General features: G+C 63.8%; 18 protein-coding genes. 13 read left to right on the top strand and 5 right to left on the bottom strand.

Features of this window, described 5'->3' with window-relative positions:
• Window positions 1–210 precede the first annotated feature (210 nt).
• A complete protein-coding gene (locus CN933_RS08325) occupies window positions 211–381 on the top strand; it encodes a hypothetical protein (protein ID WP_013844138.1) in 171 nt (56 codons plus the stop codon).
• A 109-nt stretch (window positions 382–490) separates the two neighbouring features.
• On the opposite strand, the gene CN933_RS08330 is transcribed toward CN933_RS08325, so the two are convergent.
• The 3 genes from CN933_RS08330 to CN933_RS08340 all read right to left on the bottom strand — a co-directional run bounded on the left by CN933_RS08330 (window position 491) and on the right by CN933_RS08340 (window position 3,948).
• Window positions 491–1,036, bottom strand: coding sequence for a DUF1254 domain-containing protein (locus CN933_RS08330; RefSeq protein ID WP_018094549.1), 546 nt, complete (start codon window positions 1,034–1,036; stop codon window positions 491–493).
• Window positions 1,029–1,616 (bottom strand): DUF1214 domain-containing protein, encoded by a 588-nt coding sequence (locus tag CN933_RS08335; RefSeq protein WP_102761400.1) that lies wholly within the window; start codon window positions 1,614–1,616, stop codon window positions 1,029–1,031. Before CN933_RS08335 ends, CN933_RS08330 begins: the two co-directional genes overlap by 8 nt.
• A 97-nt stretch (window positions 1,617–1,713) precedes the next feature.
• Window positions 1,714–3,948, bottom strand: coding sequence for a transglycosylase domain-containing protein (locus CN933_RS08340; protein WP_018094551.1), 2,235 nt, complete (start codon window positions 3,946–3,948; stop codon window positions 1,714–1,716).
• A gap of 120 nt (window positions 3,949–4,068) precedes the next feature.
• Between CN933_RS08340 and CN933_RS08345 the strand changes: the two genes are divergently transcribed.
• On the top strand, window positions 4,069–4,536 hold the full coding sequence (locus CN933_RS08345) for a YcgN family cysteine cluster protein (protein ID WP_003527370.1): 468 nt from the start codon (window positions 4,069–4,071) through the stop codon (window positions 4,534–4,536).
• A 43-nt stretch (window positions 4,537–4,579) separates the two neighbouring features.
• On the opposite strand, the gene CN933_RS08350 is transcribed toward CN933_RS08345, so the two are convergent.
• Both CN933_RS08350 and CN933_RS31470 read right to left on the bottom strand, forming a co-directional pair.
• Window positions 4,580–4,915 carry an MmcQ/YjbR family DNA-binding protein gene (locus CN933_RS08350; RefSeq protein ID WP_018094552.1) on the bottom strand — a complete coding sequence of 112 codons (336 nt, stop codon included), beginning with the start codon at window positions 4,913–4,915 and terminating at the stop codon, window positions 4,580–4,582.
• Between the two features lie 65 nt (window positions 4,916–4,980).
• Window positions 4,981–5,121: a hypothetical protein gene (locus tag CN933_RS31470; protein WP_018094553.1), complete on the bottom strand. Its 141-nt coding sequence runs from the start codon at window positions 5,119–5,121 to the stop codon at window positions 4,981–4,983.
• A gap of 343 nt (window positions 5,122–5,464) precedes the next feature.
• On the opposite strand from CN933_RS31470, the gene feuN reads away from it, so the two are divergent.
• From feuN to CN933_RS08405, 11 genes are all read left to right on the top strand, one after another.
• Window positions 5,465–5,716 carry a two-component system FeuPQ modulator FeuN gene (gene feuN, locus CN933_RS08355; RefSeq protein WP_003527365.1) on the top strand — a complete coding sequence of 84 codons (252 nt, stop codon included), beginning with the start codon at window positions 5,465–5,467 and terminating at the stop codon, window positions 5,714–5,716.
• A gap of 40 nt (window positions 5,717–5,756) precedes the next feature.
• Window positions 5,757–6,428: a two-component system response regulator FeuP gene (feuP, locus tag CN933_RS08360; RefSeq protein ID WP_003527364.1), complete on the top strand. Its 672-nt coding sequence runs from the start codon at window positions 5,757–5,759 to the stop codon at window positions 6,426–6,428.
• Window positions 6,418–7,803, top strand: a complete 1,386-nt coding sequence (gene feuQ, locus CN933_RS08365) for a two-component system sensor histidine kinase FeuQ (RefSeq protein ID WP_018094554.1) — start codon at window positions 6,418–6,420, stop codon at window positions 7,801–7,803. The genes feuP and feuQ overlap by 11 nt, the downstream gene beginning before the upstream one ends.
• A 214-nt stretch (window positions 7,804–8,017) precedes the next feature.
• Entirely contained in the window at window positions 8,018–8,464 is a 447-nt protein-coding gene (locus tag CN933_RS08370) for an RT0821/Lpp0805 family surface protein (RefSeq protein WP_026168564.1), read from the top strand.
• 171 nt (window positions 8,465–8,635) lie between these two features.
• Complete coding sequence (gene ccmI / locus CN933_RS08375) at window positions 8,636–9,781, top strand: c-type cytochrome biogenesis protein CcmI (protein ID WP_102761401.1); 1,146 nt, start codon at window positions 8,636–8,638, stop codon at window positions 9,779–9,781.
• Window positions 9,778–10,230 carry a cytochrome c maturation protein CcmE gene (gene ccmE, locus CN933_RS08380; protein WP_018094557.1) on the top strand — a complete coding sequence of 151 codons (453 nt, stop codon included), beginning with the start codon at window positions 9,778–9,780 and terminating at the stop codon, window positions 10,228–10,230. The genes ccmI and ccmE overlap by 4 nt, the downstream gene beginning before the upstream one ends.
• Window positions 10,227–12,209: a heme lyase CcmF/NrfE family subunit gene (locus CN933_RS08385; RefSeq protein ID WP_018094558.1), complete on the top strand. Its 1,983-nt coding sequence runs from the start codon at window positions 10,227–10,229 to the stop codon at window positions 12,207–12,209. The genes ccmE and CN933_RS08385 overlap by 4 nt, the downstream gene beginning before the upstream one ends.
• Window positions 12,209–12,664, top strand: a complete 456-nt coding sequence (locus CN933_RS08390) for a cytochrome c-type biogenesis protein (protein ID WP_102761421.1) — start codon at window positions 12,209–12,211, stop codon at window positions 12,662–12,664. Before CN933_RS08385 ends, CN933_RS08390 begins: the two co-directional genes overlap by 1 nt.
• A 270-nt stretch (window positions 12,665–12,934) precedes the next feature.
• The gene (locus tag CN933_RS08395; protein WP_018094560.1) at window positions 12,935–14,485 is read left to right on the top strand and encodes a Do family serine endopeptidase; all 1,551 of its coding nucleotides are present in this window, start codon (window positions 12,935–12,937) and stop codon (window positions 14,483–14,485) included.
• A 149-nt stretch (window positions 14,486–14,634) separates the two neighbouring features.
• Window positions 14,635–15,336 carry a response regulator transcription factor gene (locus CN933_RS08400; RefSeq protein ID WP_018094561.1) on the top strand — a complete coding sequence of 234 codons (702 nt, stop codon included), beginning with the start codon at window positions 14,635–14,637 and terminating at the stop codon, window positions 15,334–15,336.
• Complete coding sequence (locus CN933_RS08405) at window positions 15,333–16,730, top strand: sensor histidine kinase (protein ID WP_018094562.1); 1,398 nt, start codon at window positions 15,333–15,335, stop codon at window positions 16,728–16,730. Before CN933_RS08400 ends, CN933_RS08405 begins: the two co-directional genes overlap by 4 nt.
• Window positions 16,731–16,761: the final 31 nt, after the last annotated feature.

Here is a 16,761-nt window from a genome sequence, read left to right on the forward strand (position 1 = left end):
AACGGTTAACCAGGCTGTGGCTCAATCGGCACAAGGCGGCTATTATCGCCTCGCCTCTTATGCCGAAACGGACGACATCCGGGTGACCGGAAGAAGGAGTGACTGAGAAGGGCGCGTCTGTCCGGGCACCGGAAAATGCGTCAGCCCGAAAACGGGCAGGGTGAAATCTGTACGGTAGTTCATCCGTCTCGTGAGACTATGGAGACGAGCATGGCAGACGTAATCAGAATGCAGGACCGGATCGTCAAACGCCCTCGACGGCGTCCTGTCGGGAAGGGCGGCGCCAAGGTGTTGTTCTTCACGGGGATCCGTTACGAAAGGCTGGACGGCCGCGGACCGCAGCCAACTGCCCCGGCTGGCCGCCAGGCCAAGAAGCAGTAAACCCGCGGGCAAAGCGCCGGCAGCGCCCCCCCCGGGCGGTGCGCTCGTTCGCCGCCCGACTTCGACCACTTCGATTTCAGTTTCCCCCAAATCGCCGTTACCTTCGCCACTACCGCTGGAAGGGCTCGCACCTCGACTCCGCCAGGAATGTGCGGACCAGGTCCTCGAAGCTGTCGAGAGGTGCCAGGGCTCGAAGAACTGCGTAACCTTCCTCGTCCTTCATCTCGATCATGATCGATTGCGCCAGCGCTTCGGGCGGCGACTTGCGCAGCTCGACGAGCTGGATCGGTGTGGCGACCACGAGATCGAGATCGCCATGGACGGCTGTCTGGTCGTTCATGCTGAAGACCTCGTTCGACCCGCTGTCGAAGATCGCAAGCGACCAGAAGGGCACGTCGCCGCGCCCGACGAAGCGAGCCGGAGCATCCGCCACCGAGAAGCTGCAGACGGCCGTACGCAGGAAGGGGTCGGCGTTGTTCAGGCCTGTCGGCCCCGGTTCGGCCGTCAGCGGAAAGAAGCTGTCCATTTCGAGCAGGCCGAGCACGCGCGTATAGGCATCGCGGCCGGTGAACTGGGGTAGGGCGAGCACGATCACGATGTGAAGTAGCGCCGCTCCGACGAGACCGACGAGAATGGCGAAGATGATGCTACGCATGCCCGCACCCGGTTTTTACGATCTTCGGCATTGCGAGGTCGATCAAGCCGGAGGAGCCTGCCGTCGGCGTGTCCAGGAGGGTCAGCACGAGCGCGAAGCTGCCCGTCCGGGGTATCGCCAGCCAGTTGTCGGGCTGGGCCACCGGGGAAACGTGGATGACGAAGCGGCTGTCCTCGGCGCGCAGGACGGTCCAGGAATTGATTGCGGAGGGCAGTTCCGGTCCCGGCCGTAGCGCGGTCCCGTCCGCCGCCGCCGCATAAAGGGTCCAGAACCGCGCCGGCGGCGTCATACCCGAGATGTCATAGGAGCAGGCGGCTGAGAGGCGCGCGCCGGTATCGTCCGTGAGCGCGGTAAAGGACAGTCCCTCGGCGCCGCCATAGAGCAATTCGCCGGCCCGGGCGCGGTGCGCCTTGGCATAGGGATCGGCGGAGACGGTCTGCGCTTCGGGAAAAGCGATCCAGGGACCGATCGCGATCGAGCCGAAACCGACGGTCGCCTTCAGCGCCCATACGGCCGTCCCGATTCCGCCGCCGAACGCGACGATGAGGGCAAGAGCGACAAGGAGGGGAACTCGAAACAAGTGGCGGCTCTATCGAATGTTGCGTCGTTTACCCTGTCGGCGCTCGTAGGGGCGCCGCTCGGCCTGTTCGCCAGAGAACGGATTTCTGACTGCAAAGTCAATTGTTTGTCGTGCCGGGCATGGTCCGTATGTTCACGCCGCGATCCGTCGGCTCGAGCACGGCCACCTTGCCGCCGGGCCTTTCGCGCGCCTTGAGCGGTTGGGCTTTCTCGAATGTGTCGCCGATCTTTTTCAAGAGCCGGGTTACGTCCGCGGATAGCGACCGCGGCCGCACGAGCGGCGGCAGGGCGTTCTCGTCCGGCTTCGCAGTTTCGGCGACCCGCTCCTTCGCCGGTTTGGCGGGAGCGATTTCGATGCCCGGAATCGCGCGGTGCTCGATCCCCTGTTCGGCATAGTCCATCAGCCGCTTGAAGGTCATCGCCGGGAGAGAGCCGCCGGTCATTTCATCGGTGGAGGTATAGTCGTCATTGCCGAACCAGACGGCCGTGGTGTAGTCGCCGGTGAAGCCGACGAACCATGCGTCGCGATAAGCCTGTGTCGTTCCGGTCTTGCCGCCGGTGACGATCCCGTTGTCGAGCGCTGCGCGCCGCGCCGTGCCGATGACCGGGATCTGCGTCAGGATGCGGTTCATCGACGAGACCGCCTGTTCGCTCAGAACCCTGCGCGGCGGCGGCGCGTCGCGCCCGAAGTCGTAGAGAATGTCGCCGTCATAGTTGAGAATCTGGCTGATGCCGTGGCGTTGCGACTGGAACCCGCCCGCCGGAAAGACCGCATAGGCCGTCGCCTGATCGAGCACGGTCACTTCGGAGGTGCCGAGCGGCATGGTCTTGTCGGTGCGAACCGGGGTCTCGACGCCCATTCTCTTGGCGGTCTCGGCAATGATTTCGGTACCGAGCTTGTCCTTGGCGAGGCGGACCGGAATAGTGTTGATCGATCTCGCGAGCGCGTTCATCATCGTTACCCGGCCGGCATATTTGCGGCCGTAGTTCTGCGGCGACCAGCCGCGCCAGGTGATTGGCGCGTCCACCACGATGGTTTCCGGTGTCATGCCCTTTTCCATCGCGGCAGCGTAGGTATAGACCTTGAAGGACGACCCCGGCTGGCGCAGCGCGCGCGTGGCGCGGTTGAATTGGCTTTCGCCGTAGTCGCGGCCGCCCACCATCGCCCGCACCGCGCCGCCATGCTCGACCATGACGAGAGCGCCCTGCTTGACCTTGTAGCTCTCGCCATATTGCCTGAGGCCCGATTCGACCGCTTCCTCGGCTGCTTGCTGCAGCCCCATGTCGATCGTCGTGCGCACGATCAGCGAATGCTGCGCGAAGGGAGCGGCAATGCGCTGGACCTCTTCGAAGGCCCAGTCGAGGAAGAAATCCGGTGCCTTGACCTGGGCACGATCGACCACCGAGGCTGGGGTCAGGCGGGCGGCGATCACCTGGCCTTCCGTCATCAGCCCGCCTTGTACGAGATTGCTCAGGACCTCGTTGGCGCGGGCACGAGCCGCCGGCAGGTTCACATGGGGGGCATAGCGCGCCGGCGCCTTGAAGAGACCGGCGAGCATCGCCGACTCGGCAAGATTGACGTCGGTAATCGCCTTGCCGAAATAGAACTGCGCCGCCGCTGCCGCACCGAAGGTGCCGCCGCCCATATAGGCGCGGTCGAGATAGAGGCGGAGGATTTCCTTTTTCGACAGGTTGGATTCGAGCCAGACGGCAAGAAAGGCTTCCTTGATCTTGCGCTCGATCGTCCTCTCGTTCGAGAGGAAAAGGTTCTTGGCCAGTTGCTGCGTCAGTGTCGAGCCGCCTTGAACGACCCCGCCGGCGCGAGCGTTCTCGGTCATGGCGCGTGCGAGCCCGAGAAAATCTATGCCCCAATGGTCGAAGAAGCGCCTGTCTTCCGTGGCGAGGACCGCCTTTATGAGGTGATCGGGCAGTTCGTCGATCGGGACGGAATCCTCGTGGATGATACCCCGGTGGCCGATCTCGTTGCCGTAGCGGTCAAGAAAGGTGACCGCGAAATCGCTTTGCGCCCGCCAGTTGCCCTTGGTTTCCTCGAAAGCGGGAAGGGCGAGCGCCAGCATCAGCACCGAGCCCGCCGCGCCGAGGGTCATTCCCTCGCCGAGCACTTCGAAGAACGCTCTTTTCCAGCCGCGCACGCGAAAACGGCGGAAAAAGATGGTGGTGTCCTCCCACCACTCGCCGAGCCGGAATCCTGCACTCCATACGGTCGAATCGATCCAGGAATCGATCCGAAGAAAGATGTGTCGCCTTTTCGGCCGGTTGTCCTCTTTCCTCGGTTCCTGCACGGCTTTCATGTCCCGAAGGTTCTGCCTCATGACGATATTTGCACGGGGCGGCAATCCAATCTACTTGCATATCGCGCAACCCGCCTTAAAAAACCGGCAATTTTCTGCGAAGTTTCCATGTTGGCTCGAATTTTACGAAAGTGTGACTTTATGGGCGAAATGCCTTTCTGGAAGACGAAAGGTCTCGAGGAGATGACCGGCGCGGAGTGGGAGAGTCTCTGCGATGGTTGCGGGCTCTGTTGTCTCAACAAGCTCGAGGATTGGGACAGTTCCGAGATCGCCTGGACTTCGATCCGCTGCACCCTGCTGGACGGCGAAAGCTGTCGCTGCAAGGACTACGACAATCGCCAGGCAACCGTCCCGGACTGCATTCAGTTGACGCCGAAAGCGGTGCGCGAAATCAGCTGGCTGCCGCCGACCTGCGGCTACCGTCTGGTCGCCGAAGGCAGAGATCTCTACTGGTGGCACCCGCTCGTCTCCGGCGATCCGGAGACGGTGCATGCGGCCGGCATATCCGTGCGCGGACGCACCGTCGCGGAGGACGGCATCGACATCGAAGATTATGAAGATTATCTCGTGACCTGGCCGCTGGAGGTGGGCAGGGAGCCGGCCGATTAGGGCACGCCTCAGAGTGCTGCAGCGACTATGCGTACTGTCGCCGTCAGTGACGGCCGTTTTTGCTGACGAGGCTTCTCGGCGCGACGTTGCGCCATGCGGTTTCCATGGACTGGCGAACGAGTTCGTCGTCGGCACCGACGAAATAGAATGATGTCCAGCCGCGTGCGCCCCAGCCGCCGGGAACGGCGGCGCAGACGCCGGGCTCCATTTCCAGAAGCATTCGCTGCTGGTCCGGCGTGAACTTGAATACGGCGCGACCGGCTTCCGGCAGGGTCATGAAAATCCGGTTGCCCACACGGAAATCCCGTGCACCGAAATGGGCATTTTCCTGGGTTCCCGGAAGGCTCAGGGCCAGCTTTTCGATTTCTTCGGACAGCATGGAAGGAGAGTAGCACGGAATTGCCGATTGGCAAAAAACCGGCGGCGCCGGGCCGCCGGGGCAATTCACTCTGCAGGGGGAACGGTCTTCTCTGCAGCCTCGCCGACCGTGCGCATTTCGCGCCACTCGTTCTCGAACCGCTCGAGCAGCGACTGCGGGATTCTGGATTGCGGTGATACCGGCGGCTTGTTCGCGAGTGTCTTCATCCGGTCCTCCTTTGGGCGAGACTGTTGGACTGGGCGGACGATTCCACAGGATAAAGACTTTGTAAATCAGCGGTTTAAAGCATTTAAACGATTGAAAAAAATTTAAATCGATTAATTTCTCAGCCGATCCACAGAAAGGTGGCAGCAGTCTCATTGATACCCGCGCCGAGCTATCCGAAAGATTTGTTCGCCAACCTCTGCAATCTGTGGTCGATCCCCGTGACAGAGGTCAGACAACCGCCGGACGCGGGTCCGCGGATCCTCAAGGCCGACATTCATTTGCCATTCAGCCTGTATCGGTTAATGATTCCGGCATAGTGCTTCCCAAGTCGAAAGTGCGTTCATGTCTTCAGCATTGACCATAGCCGCGCTCGCCGCAGGCCTCGCAGGCTTTTCTCCGCCTGCCGTCAACATGCCTGCGGTTGTCGTCCGCGTGGCTGGCGATTGCAGCGCGGCCGCCGCGCAGGTGGTTGCCCAGACGGGTGGCGAGCTGCTTTCTGCCCAGCCAACCGGCGATGGGCAGTGCGTGGTGACGGTGCTCATCCCGGGAAACGGGGGGCGCCCCAAGAAAGTCACGGTGAAAGTGCCTATGTAAGCTTTTTCGGGGTACCCGAAGGCAAGGGAAGTGGACGAGAATGCGCATTCTGATCGTCGAGGACGATACCAATCTGAACAGGCAGCTGGCCGACGCTCTCAAGGAGGCCGGTTATGTCGTCGACCAGGCTTATGACGGCGAAGAGGGCCACTATTTGGGCGATGCGGAGCCCTATGATGCGGTAATTCTCGATATAGGCCTTCCGGAGATGGACGGCATTACCGTTCTCGAGAAGTGGCGCGCAGACGGCAAGACCATGCCGGTGCTGATCCTGACCGCCCGCGATCGATGGAGCGACAAGGTCGCCGGCATCGATGCCGGCGCGGACGATTATGTGGCGAAGCCTTTCCACGTAGAGGAGGTGCTGGCCCGCATCCGTGCGTTGATCCGGCGGGCCGCCGGGCACGCAAGCTCCGAGATCGTCTGCGGCCCCGTCCGTCTCGACACCAAGGGCTCCAAGGCGACCGTCGCAGGCGTGGCGCTGAAGCTCACATCGCACGAGTTCCGTCTGCTTTCCTACCTCATGCACCATATGGGACAGGTGGTTTCCCGCACCGAGCTGGTCGAACACATGTATGATCAGGACTTCGATCGCGATTCCAACACGATCGAGGTTTTCATCGGCCGGCTCCGCAAGAAGATCGGCAATGATCTGATCGAAACGGTGCGCGGCCTCGGATATCGCATGCAAGCACCCGGCAATGGCCATTAGATCGCTCACGGCGCGCGTTCTGGCGGTTTCGACCGTCTGGGCCGTCGTTGCCCTCGTGGTGATCGGGGTGGTCATCTCCGCACTTTATCGGCAGGGCTCCGAGCGCGGCTTTCAGGACCTGCTGCGGGCGCAGCTCTACAACGTCATCAACTCCATCTCTGTCGACGAGAAGGCCGCGCTCTCCGGGAGCCCGCAGCTTGGCGACCTGCGCTTTTCCCAGCCGCAGACGGGCTGGTATTGGATCGTCGAGCCGATCGGCGAATTCGACACGCCGCCGCTGATATCGACCTCGCTCGGCACGGCGAAACTGCCGATCGTCAGCGTCGACGAGGTCCCCTTCGATATCCGCTACGAGCGGTTCTACACCACCACGGATCCGTTCGGAAACGCGGTGGAGGTGGCCGAAACCGAGGTCGTTCTCGACATTCAGGGCCACGCCGCCCGCTTCCGCGTCGCGGGCAATCGCGATGTCCTCGAGGCCGACATAGACCGCTTCACGCGCAACCTCACGATCGCCCTGTCCATTTTCGGTCTTGGCGGCCTTGGCGTTAACGCGCTCACGATCCTGTTCGGCCTGAAGCCGCTCGACCAGGTACGCCGCTCGCTCGAAAAGATCCGCACGGGCGAAAGCGAACGGCTGGATGGCGCCTTCCCGCGGGAGATCCAACCCCTTGCCAACGAGGTGAATGCGCTGATCGACAGCAATCGGCGTATCGTCGAACGCGCGCGCATGCAGGTCGGCAATCTGGCCCACTCGCTCAAGACGCCGATCGCCGTGCTGCTCAACGAGGCGAGAGTGCTGGAGGTGCCGCACGGCGAGCTGGTCAGGGCCCAGGCGGACGCCATGCAGACACAGGTGCAATCCTATCTCAGCCGCGCCAGGATTGCCGCCCAGCGCGGGTCGGTTCTGGCGCGGACCGAAGCCCAGCCGGCACTGGAAAGAATCATGCGGGTGATGCGGCGGCTCAACCCCGACAAGCAATTCAGCCTCTCCATCAACCCGCCCGGACTGGTGCTGGCGATGGAACAGCAGGACGTCGAGGAAACGGTCGGCAACTTGCTGGAAAACGCCGCCCGTTACGCGCAGGATAGGATTTCGCTGAATGTTGAGCCGGCTCCCGAAGATGCGCGCGAAAGGGAGCCGGGCCGCCAGTGGATCGTGCTCCAGATCGACGACGATGGACCGGGGCTCGACCCCGATCAGATCGCGGTGGCGATGAAACGCGGCAAGCGGCTCGACGAGAGCAAGCCCGGAACCGGGCTCGGTCTTTCGATCGTAAGCGAGATCGTGGGTGAATATCAGGGAAGTGTGGAGCTCAGCCGTCGCGATGTTGGAGGGTTGCGGGCTACCCTCGTACTGCCGGCCGCGGTCTGAGCGCCGGTCGGATACGGCTGATGCGGGACGATCGTGATCCGGCGGTCACACCCGGACCTGAAAATGCCGGCGCTGACGGCAGGCGGTTGCCTCCACCCGCAGGTGGTGCAAAAAGAACCCGACCGGAGTCAGCCGTTTCGATGGATATTCCCGAGGCGCGACTGGCGACCGACAAGAGGAATGAGTAGCGCGTATCATGAGGAATTACGCAGAAATGACGCGAGCTTTCGCGTCACGCGGTAGGATCGCGGTGGTGGCTTCGGGTGTAGCCCTCGCCGGCTGTGGCACGACCTCGTCCGGTCAGGGTGGGGCGGTTGCCGGACTCGGAGCAGCGTCCACCCGCGTTGCATCGTCCGCCACCTATATCGAAGCCCTGCAGGGTGGCGTCGTTTCGCGTCTCGGCGGCGTCGAGCTCGGCACGTCGGATCGGCAGCGGGCACTCGAGGCCGAGTATCGCGCCCTCGAAGCCGCGCCGGGCGGGCAGCCCGTCGCCTGGCAAGGGCGGGGTGTCAGCGGCTCGGTCGTCGCTGCCGCACCCTATCAGGTCGGGTCGCAGAATTGCCGTCAGTACAGCCATACGGTGACCATCAAGAGCCAACAGACCACGGCACGCGGCGCCGCCTGTCGCAACAGCGATGGAAGCTGGACGCCGCTCACCTGAGCGGCACCGCCCTCGAATATCGCGAACCGTGGAAGGTGTTGAATCGCGGGGGCTGCTTTGGGCGAGCGGATTCTTCTTGCGCGGCCGCATTCTTGCGGCGAAACGCCTCAAATATACGTCATTGCCGGTTTTCGAGTTGGAATGACATGGCCCTCATAGTATTCCCCAAGCATGTTGTTCTGGATCCTCGTCGCCATTCTGACGGCGGCTGTCGCAGCCGTGCTTCTTCTGCCGCTCATGCGGGCGGTAGAACCGCTGCCGTCTCGCCATAGTCACGACATCGAAGTCTATCGCGATCAGCTCGGCGAGTTGGCGCGGGACCGGGAGGCCGGTCTGATCGGAAGCGATGAGGCCGAGCTGGCCAGGGCCGAGATCGCCCGCCGCATGCTGGCCGCCAGTGCCGCGGATCAGGCTGTGGCGGAGCGCACGCCGAAGCGGCTTCTATCCAACCGCCTGGCGCAGGCTTTCATTTTCCTCTGTCTTCCGGCCGTCGGCCTTTGTCTCTATTTGACGACCGGCAGCCCCGGTGTGCCGGCACAGCCGCTCGCGGCTCGCCTTGCCGACCCCGGCGACGACGTCAACATCCTGATCGCGAAGGCCGAAAACCACCTGGCCCTCAATCCGCAGGACGGGGCCGGCTGGGATCTGCTGGCGCCGATCTACATGCGCCATGGCCGCGTGGACGACGCCGTCGCCGCCTACGACCGCGCGATCCGCCTGCTCGGGCCAACCCCGGCGAGAATGGGCGGCTACGCCGAGGCTCTTGTGGCGCAGGCCGGCGGCCTGGTCACATCCGAGGCGCAGAACGCGCTGCAAAAGGCGCTGGCGCTCGACCCCGACGATCCGCGCTCCGCATTCTACCTCGCACTCGGCCTGAAGCAGGAGGGCAAGCACACCGATGCGCTCGCAGCCTTCCGCAAGCTCGCGGAGCGCTCACCGGCCGATGCGCCCTGGCTGTCTCTGGTGAACCAGCATATCGCGGAGCTCGCCGCCGCCCCGGCCGGTCCAGGCCCTGCCGCGCCCGGAAATCCGGCTCCCGGCGATATTGCCGCCGCAGAGGAAATGAATGCCGGCGACCGGCAGGCGATGATCCGCGGCATGGTCGACAGCCTGGCAAGCCGCCTGAAGGAGGATCCGGCCAACCTGGAGGGGTGGATGCGCCTGATCCGTTCCTATGTGGTGCTCGACCAAAGGGACAGGGCGAAAGATGCGTTGCATGACGGGCTGAGAGCCTTCCCGGAAACGGGCGAGCAGGGAAAGCAGTTGCTGGCCTTGGCCCGGGAACTGGGGATCGACGCGGGCGGAGAGGCTGAATGACACGCAAGCAGAAAAGGTTGGCGATAATCGGCGGCGGCGTGGCATTTCTGACGGCCGCGGTGCTGCTCGTCATGTTCGCCTTCAGCCAGGCGGTCGCCTATTTCTACGTTCCGGGCGACCTTGAGAAGGCCGGCGTCGCGCCGGGGACGCGCATCCGCCTCGGCGGGCTTGTCGAGGCGGGCTCCGTAAAGCGCGGCGAGGGAAGGACCATCACATTCACGGTGACGGACACGCTTGCGACCGTTCCGGTGACCTATACGGGCATCCTGCCCGACCTCTTCCGCGAGGGCCAGGGCGTGGTGGCCGAGGGAGCCTTCGTCGGCGGCAGCCCGGTTTTCGTTGCCGACACCGTCCTCGCAAAGCATGATGAGACATACATGCCGAAGGATGTCGCCGACCGCCTCAAAGCGCAGGGCGTCACGCTCGGCGGGGAGGAAAACATCCGATGATCATCGAACTCGGGCACTATGCACTGGTCCTGGCGCTCGCGACCGCGATCATCCAGGGCGTCTTGCCGGTCCTGGGAGTGCGGCGCGGCGACCCTTCCTTGATGGGCCTGGCAGCAAACGCGGCGCTCGTCTGCTTCTTGCTGGTGGCATTCTCCTTCGCGGTGCTGACATTCGCCTATGTGACTTCGGATTTCTCGGTCAAGAACGTCTGGGAGAACTCGCATTCCCTCAAACCGCTGATCTACAAGATCACCGGGGTCTGGGGAAACCATGAAGGCTCGATGCTTCTCTGGCTGCTGATTCTCGTTTTCTTTTCCGCGATGGTGGCGCTCTTCGGCCGCAACCTGCCGGAGACGTTGAAGGCGAACGTGCTTGCGGTGCAGGCCTGGATCGCGACGGCCTTCACGCTCTTCGTCCTGCTGACCTCCAATCCCTTCGCGCGGCTCGTGCCGGCACCGGGCGAGGGCAGGGACCTCAACCCCGTGCTGCAGGATATCGGGCTCGCGATCCACCCGCCCTTGCTTTATCTCGGCTATGTCGGCTTTTCCGTATGCTTCTCCTTCGCGGTCGCCGCCCTCATAGAGGGGCGGATCGACGCGGCCTGGGCGCGATGGGTGCGGCCGTGGACACTCGCCGCCTGGACCTTTCTTACCGCCGGCATCGCCATGGGCTCCTATTGGGCCTATTACGAGTTGGGCTGGGGCGGCTGGTGGTTCTGGGACCCGGTCGAAAACGCCTCTTTCATGCCTTGGCTTGCCGGAACGGCACTTCTGCACTCGGCCCTGGTCATGGAGAAGCGAGAGGCGTTGAAGATCTGGACCGTGCTGCTGGCGATCATGACCTTTTCGCTGTCGCTGCTCGGCACGTTCCTGGTGCGCTCCGGCGTGCTGACATCCGTCCATGCCTTCGCCACCGACCCGACCCGCGGCGTCTTCATTCTCGCCATTCTGGTCGTGTTCATCGGCGGTGCGTTTTCGCTCTTTGCCTTCCGTGCCTCCCATCTCAAGGCCGGGGGAATATTCGCGCCGGTTTCGCGCGAGGGTGCGCTCGTCGTGAACAACCTGATCCTGACGACGGCCACGGCGACGGTGCTGACCGGCACGCTGTATCCGCTGGTACTCGAAGCGCTGACCGGCGACAAGATTTCGGTCGGCGCGCCGTTCTTCAACATGACGTTCGGTCTGCTGATGCTGCCGCTCATCGCCGTCGTTCCCTTCGGTCCGCTGCTTGCCTGGAAGCGCGGCGACCTTGCCGGTGCGGCGCAACGTCTGTTTGCGGCTGCCGCCCTGGGCCTGCTCGCCGCTGCGATCTGCTATTACGCGCTGCACGGCGGCCCGGTCCTGGCTCCCTTCGGCCTCGGCCTCGGCGTCTACCTGATTCTGGGAGCGCTTACCGATCTGGTTCTGCGCTCCGGTCTCGGCAAAGTGGCGGCGGGCGTCGCCTGGAGACGGCTTTCGGGACTGCCGCGTTCGGCTTTCGGCACGGCGCTCGCCCATATCGGGCTCGGTATCACCCTGATCGGGATAGTCACGGTCACGGCTTTCGAAACGGAAACGGTCGTCGAGATGAAGCCCGGCGCGGTGGTCGACGTCGGACGCTACAGCCTGCGCTTCGACGGCATGCGTGAAGGGCGCGGGCCGAACTATACCGAGGATGCCGGCCATTTCACGATCAGCCGGGGCGGCGTCGCGGTCAGCGATATCTGGTCGTCGAAACGGCTCTATTCCGCGCGCCGCATGCCGACGACGGAAGCCGGAATCCGGACCTTCGGGCTCAGTCAGCTCTATGTTTCGCTGGGCGACGACATGGCGGACGGCGGCATCGTTGTCCGCATCTGGTGGAAACCGCTGATTCTCTGCATCTGGGGCGGCGCGCTCGTGATGATGGCTGGCGGCATCGTCTCGCTCAGCGATCGGCGCCTTCGCGTGGGCGCTCCGGCGCGTGCCAGAAAGGCGCTGGCGATGGGAGCTGCCGAATGATCAGGCGGTTGCTGCTCGCGCTCTTCCTTCTCCTTGCCTCGGTCGTCCCGAGCCTTGCCGTCAATCCTGACGAGTTGCTCGCAGATCCGGCGCTAGAGGCGCGTGCCCGTGCGATTTCCGCCCAGCTTCGCTGCATGGTCTGCCAGAACCAGTCGATCGACGACTCCAATGCCGAACTCGCCAAGGACCTGCGGCTGCTCGTGCGCGAGCGGCTGAAGAACGGCGATTCCGACGAAGCCGTGATCTCCTACGTCGTCTCGCGCTATGGCGAATTCGTTCTTTTGAATCCCCGCTTCGAGGCCAAGACGCTCGTGCTGTGGGGCATGCCCGCCATCCTTCTCGTGGCCGGCATCGTCACCCTCGTCCTGGCGGCGCGGCGCCGCGCCGCGCGGATTCCCGGCGCACCCCTGTCCGCCGAGGAAAAGGAAGCGCTGGACAAGCTCCTGCGGCCCTGATCTCGAGCGGGATTCCCCGGCGTTGCGGCGCACGATCCGGCGCAGGGACTCCGGCAGCTTGCCGGGCCGATCGGAACATTACCAAAAATTCATCTGCCGGACAGAACTCAGTAAGGTCCAACCCGTTACATCTTTCGACATAGGCTGTTTCCCCAAGGGACAGCCAGACGAGCGGATCTCCGGCAGTCAGGCCCTTGGTCCGGCCGGAGAAAGGTTTCGAAGCCGCCTGCCCCCGCAGGCGGGCTTCCTGAAAGAGAGAAGGCAAAGCGAATGTCCACGATCAAAACTTCCCGGCCCTCCTTGAAGACAGTGCTGAAGACAACGACGGTTGCGGGTGTCGCGGCCGTGCTGCTGACCACCGGCCTCCCGGCAGAAGTCACCAAGTCCTTCGCCGAAGCCGTCAGCGTGCCCGCTCCGGCTGTTCCAAGCTTCGCGAACGTCGTCGACGCCGTTTCTCCGGCGGTCGTCTCCGTCCGCGTGCAGGCACGTGAGCGCGTCAGCGACGATGGCAGCAACTTCACCTTCGATTTCGGCGGCCGCGGCTTCGAGGATCTGCCCGAAGACCATCCGCTGCGGCGCTTCTTCCGCGAATTCGGCCCCGGTGACGGCGACCGCGCGGATCGCTGGCGCGACCGTCGCGGCCCCCGCGGCGAGGGTCGTCTCCGTCCGCGGGCGCAAGGCTCCGGCTTCTTCATCACCGAGGACGGTTACCTCGTCACCAATAATCATGTCGTCTCCGACGGCTCGGCCTTCACCGTCATATTGAACGACGGTACCGAGCTCGATGCCAAGCTCGTCGGCAAGGACAGCCGGACCGATCTCGCCGTGCTCAAGGTCGACGACAAGCGCAAGTTCACCTATGTCAAGTTCGCCGACGACGAAAAGGTCCGCGTCGGCGACTGGGTGGTCGCCGTCGGCAACCCCTTCGGCCTCGGCGGCACGGTGACCGCGGGCATCATCTCCGCCCGGGGACGCGATATCGGTTCCGGTCCCTATGACGACTATCTGCAGGTCGACGCAGCGGTGAACCGCGGCAACTCCGGCGGCCCGACCTTCAACCTCGCAGGCGAAGTGGTCGGCATCAATACGGCCATCTTCTCGCCCTCCGGCGGCAATGTCGGCATCGCCTTCGCGATTCCCGCAACGGTCGCGAAAGACGTCGTCGACTCCTTGATGAAGGACGGCACGGTTTCGCGCGGCTGGCTGGGTGTCCAGATACAGCCGGTGACGAAGGACATCGCCGAGTCGCTCGGCCTGTCCGAAGCGAAGGGCGCCCTCGTCGTCGAACCTCAGGCAGGCTCGCCGGGTGAAAAGGCGGGCATCAAGAACGGTGACATCGTGACGGCCCTGAATGGCGAACCGGTCAAGGATCCGCGCGATCTTGCCCGTCGGGTTGCGGCATTGCGCCCCGGCTCCACCGCCGAGGTCACGCTGTGGCGTAGCGGCAAGTCGGAGACGGTCAAGCTCGAGATCGGCACGCTGCCGAGCGATTCCAAGGAAACGCCGGCGACCAGCGAAGCGCAGCCCGATGAAGGTCAGGCAGGCGAGGAGGCGCTGGCAGACCTCGGCCTGACGGTAACCCCGTCGGACGACGACAGTGGCGTCACGATCACGTCCGTCGATCCGGACTCCGCCGCTAGCGATCGCGGCCTGAAGGAAGGCGAGAAGATCGTCTCCGTCAACAATCAGGACGTGAAATCGGCGGACGACGTTCTCAAGGTCATCAACAACGCCAAGAAGGATGGGCGGACCAAGGCTCTGTTCCAGATCGAGGCTCAGGAAGGCAGCCGCTTCGTCGCACTCCCCATCGCTCAGGGCTGAGACGCCGCAGGAAGGGGCGCGGACTTTCCGAACCCCGCTCCGACTTGGAAGGCGCCGCGACATCGAAAACATGTCGCGGCGCTTGGTGTTTCAAATCCCGTCAGCCGCAGCGGGCTGAAACCGGTTGAGACGAACGGAGGTCCGGGACTATGGTCACCCGTATGAAGATTCTGATTGTTGAAGACGATCTGGAGGCCGCCGCCTATCTGGCCAAGGCATTCCGTGAGGCAGGCATCGTCTGCGATCACGCGAGCGACGGCGAGGCCGGTTTGTTCATGGCGAGCGAGAATGCCTATGACGTTCTCGTCGTGGACCGCATGCTCCCCCGCCGCGACGGTCTTTCGCTGATCACCGAACTGAGGCGCAAGGACATCCACACGCCCGTGCTCATTCTCTCCGCACTTGGGCAGGTGGACGACCGCGTCACCGGTCTGCGTGCCGGCGGCGACGATTACCTGCCGAAGCCCTACGCCTTCAGCGAGCTCCTCGCGCGTGTCGAGGTGCTCGGCCGCCGAAAGGGCGCACCCGAGCAGGACATGGTCTATCGCGTCGGCGATCTCGAACTCGACCGCCTGTCCCATTCGGTCCGGCGGCAGGGCAAGGAGATATCCTTGCAGCCGCGCGAATTCCGGCTGCTCGAATACCTCATGAAAAATGCCGGGCAGGTGGTGACGAGAACCATGCTGCTCGAAAACGTGTGGGACTACCACTTCGACCCCCAGACCAATGTGATCGACGTGCACGTCTCGCGCCTGCGCTCGAAGATCGAGAAGGATTTCGATCCTCCCCTGCTGCGGACGATCCGGGGCGCCGGATACATGATCAAGGACGACCGGACCACGGACACATGAGCAGGGTAAGCGTGCTGTTCAGGACGACCGCAGTCCGGCTTTCTGCGCTCTATCTGGTCCTCTTCTCCCTGTGTGCGGCCTTCCTCGTCTTCTACGTGACCGGCATGTCGGAGCGCCTCCTTCAGCAGCAGACGCGGGAAGCGATCGCCGCCGAAGTGGCGCAGATCGCCGGCGTATACGACCGGGCCGGCATCAACGGGCTGCTTCGCTCGCTCGAGCGCCGGGCACGTCAGCCCGGAGCCAATCTCTACGTCATTGCGGGTCCGAACGGAGAGATTCTCGCCGGAAACGTGGCCGCGCTGGAGCCGGGGCTGCTCGATGACGAAGGATGGAAATCCGAGCCGTTCCGTTATCGGCGCTTCACCGACGAGAGCCGCGCCGACAGGCATGTCGCCCTTGCCCAGGTCCTGATGCTCGACAACGGGTTGAGAGTCCTCGTCGGCCGCGACTTGCAGGAACCCGAAAAATTCCGTGCGCTCGTCCGTCAGGCGCTGATGGTCGCGCTCGGCATCATGGGGCTCGGTGCGCTGGTGATCTGGTTCGGCATCGGCCGCAATGCCCTGCGCCGGATCGACCGCATGTCGGAGGCGAGCACCAAGATCATGGCCGGTGACCTCTCGCAACGCTTGCCGACGAGCGGTTCCGGCGACGAGTTCGACCGTCTTTCGGAATCGCTGAACGCGATGCTCGAGCGCATCGAAAAGCTGAACGAAGGACTGAAGCAGGTCTCGGACAACATAGCGCACGATCTCAAGACACCGCTGACGCGCTTGCGCAACAAGGCAGAGGCGGCGCTCGCCGATACCGAAGGGGGTAACCAGAGCGGTGCGCTCGAACAGATCATCGCCGAGTCCGATCAACTGATTCGTACCTTCAACGCGCTTCTGATGATTTCCCGCGTCGAAGCCGGCTCCGCCGTCGCCGAGATGAACGAGGTCGACCTGGCGCAGATCGTGGCGGATTGCGTCGAACTCTACGAGCCGCTGGCGGAAGACAAGGAAATGCGCATCGAAGCGGAGGCGGCGGCGGGGGCGGCGATCTCCGGCAACCGCGAACTGATCAGCCAGGCGCTGGGCAACCTGATCGACAATGCGATCAAATATGCGGAAGGTGCCGAAAATCCGCTGATACGGGTTGAATTGAAGAGGAGCGCTCGTCACGTCGTGTTGACCGTCGCCGACCACGGGCCCGGCGTTCCGGAGAATATGCGCGGGGAGGTCGTCAAGCGTTTCGTTCGCCTGGACGAAAGCCGGTCGAAGCCGGGGACAGGCCTCGGCCTCTCGCTCGTCGAGGCCGTCATGGAGATGCACCGCGGCTCGCTGGAACTGTCGGCGACGGAGGAGGAAGGTCGGGGCCTGGCGGTGCGCATGGTTTTCCCGGCGGTTGCGACCTGATAAACCCATGACGGGAACCGAAGGGGGATTG

Source organism: Sinorhizobium sp. M4_45, assembly GCF_002885915.1.
Lineage (GTDB): Bacteria > Pseudomonadota > Alphaproteobacteria > Rhizobiales > Rhizobiaceae > Sinorhizobium > Sinorhizobium meliloti_A.